A 2781-nucleotide genomic window follows, 5' to 3' on the forward strand; every position below is an offset into this window, starting at 1 on the left:
TGATGTCCTTTATTTATTATATCTAGCTCTATTTTGTTATATTCTTTTACTTTCCATAATGCCATTTCTTCAGGAATATATACATATCTTCCTCTTTTATTCGGCTCATAGATTGGTGCTACCATTAAACTATCTCCTACTAAAAGTTGATCTTCAACAGTCTTTACAAACTTTTCTTCATATTCAAATGAAAGTGGACTTATAAATACGTCTCCAAAATTTCTAGCTTTCATAAATTCTGAATATAAATATGGTATCATTGCATATCTAAATTTAATAGCATTTCTAACTATTTCTTCCGTTTTCTCATCATATGCAAATGGCTCTTGACTTCTTGTTCCAAGGGCTGAATGATTTCTGTAAAGTGGTGCAAATATACTAAATTGATTCCATCTTGAGATAAGTTCTGAATCAGCATTTGAGCCAAACCCTCCTGTATCTGCTCCACTATATATAAATCCACACATATTAAGAGATGGCATCATACTTATATTAAGTTTTAAATGAGACCACCATGAAGAGTTATCCCCTGTCCAAATTCCACCATGTCTATGCATTCCTATAGATGATGCTCTTGAGAATAAAAGATATCTTTTATTTTCATCTATTTTAGAAAAACCTTCATCTGCTGCCTTTGTCATATTATACCCATAAAGATTATGAACATCATAGTGATTAACTTTTTTCCCATCCATATTATGATACATAGCCTTATAGTCTTCTATACTATTACTTATGCCTAAAACTGCATCTTTTAAATTGAAAAATCCATGTATATTAAGTTCTTCTTCTTTTAAAGAGTCAATCTTATCAAAAGCTTTTTTAAGTCCATCTTCACTATAAAATATTGCAGGCTCATTCATATCATTCCAAAAGCCTTCTACACCTAAATCTATAAGTTTTTTATATTTTTCCCCAAACCAAAGTCTAGCCTCTGAATTTAAAAAGTCTGGAAAATGTACTTTTCCTGGCCAAACTGCTGCAACAAAATTTTCACCATCTTTATTCTTTACAAAGTAATCATTTTTAATTCCTTCATCATATATATCGTAACCTTCTTCAAGCTTAACTCCAGCATCTATTATAGGAATTATTTTAACTCCTCTTTCTTTTAAATCAGAAGTTAATTTATCAAAGTTTGGAAATCTTTCATCGCTCAATGAAAAATCTTTAAAATCATCCATATAATCAAGGTCCAAACAGATTCCATCACAAGGAATATCTCTTTTTACAAATTCATCTGCTATATTTAAAACTGCTTCTCCTGTAGGATAACTCCATCTACTTTGAAGATATCCAAAGGCCCATTTTGGTGGAATATATGATTTTCCTATAAGACCTAAAAAGCTTCTAGTAATTTCTTTTAAAGACTCACCTTTTATTATAAAAACTTCAAAATCTTTTCCCTCAATACTTATTTTAGCTTCATCTCTATTTGAATATCCAAAATCAAAGCTTACCTTTCCTGGAAAATCAATATAAACTCCAACTCTTTCCTTTCCATCTACAATAAAAAAGTTGTGAGCCCCATAAAGTGCTCTCTTATCTTCCGCATGATTTGGATCATCTGTACAAAAACTTTCATATAAAAAACCTCTCTTATTAAGACCTCTTACATTTTCACCAAGACCTAAAATAACATCCTCATCCTCTAATTTAAATTCTAAAATACAATCCTTTTCATTTTCCTTTAAACTTAAAAACTCTAAATTTTCTATTTTAGACTTTTCAACCTCTTTAACTATTATATTTGTTTCTATTACCTGACCTTTTACATATCTTTTAATATTACTCATATCTAACTCCCCCTTTTATTTTTAAAATATATCTATACTAAATTTTTAACAGATTCTCTTTCTAAAACTTCAGCTTCAAAATTTATATGCTTATGTTTTCCATTTTCATTTACCATTTCATAAATAAGATTTACACTTTCCTTTGCCATATATTCAAAAGGCTGCTTTACTGTTGTTATGGCTGGATTATAATACTTTGTGTAAGGAATCCCATCAAACCCAATTATAGAAATATCCTTTGGAATTTCTAACCCTATATCTTGAAATGCTTTTGCAGCACCAACTGCCATGATATCTGAAATAGCAAAAATAGCTGTAGGCATTTTCTTTTTTGAAATTAATTTTTTTCCTGCATTATATCCAGACTCAAAAGTATAATCTCCAAACTCTATAAATATCTTCTTTCCTCTTATTTTTGCTTCTTCTTGAGCTTTTTTGTATGCTCTAAGCCTTTCATTTCCACAAGAATCATCTTTTTCTATTGAGCCAATTATTCCAATTTCTCTATGTCCCTTATCTATTAAGAACTTAACTGCTTTATAACTTTCCTTAAAATCATTTATATTAACACTTGATATATATTCCTTAGCTCCTTCAGAGACATAAGAAGAAATAGCTACTATTGGTGTTTTAATATTTTTTATTACTTCTTCATTTGCTTTTATAAAATTAATTCCAATACAAATTAACCCATCTAACCTTTTTTCTTTTATAAACTCCTGAATAGATTCTAAATCATCTTTTCTACTATCCATAAATTGTGTTACCATATGAAAGCCTTTTTCTAAAAGATCTCCATTTATAATATTTATAAGTTCATAGAAAAATGGATTATATCCACTATCTACAAGAATTCCAATAGTATTACTTTTTATAATTTTTAAATTCCTTGCACTATTATTTGGAATATAGTTATATTCTTTCATAATATCTAGAATATTTTTTCTCGTATTTTCACTTACTTCTTCACTATTATTCAAAACTC

The 2781-nt window shown here is 28.6% G+C and carries 2 protein-coding genes; both read right to left on the reverse strand.

What is annotated here, in order from left to right:
- The coding region (locus ACRDDY_RS09755; protein ID WP_438564759.1) for a glycoside hydrolase family 31 protein at window positions 1-1796 on the reverse strand (1796 nt) is incomplete at its 3' end.
- Between the two features lie 32 nt (window positions 1797-1828).
- Window positions 1829-2781: LacI family DNA-binding transcriptional regulator (locus ACRDDY_RS09760; RefSeq protein WP_438564760.1), on the reverse strand; the 953-nt coding region annotated here is incomplete at its 5' end.

This window comes from Clostridium sp., assembly GCF_051656525.1.
Classification (GTDB): domain Bacteria; phylum Bacillota; class Clostridia; order Clostridiales; family Clostridiaceae; genus Clostridium.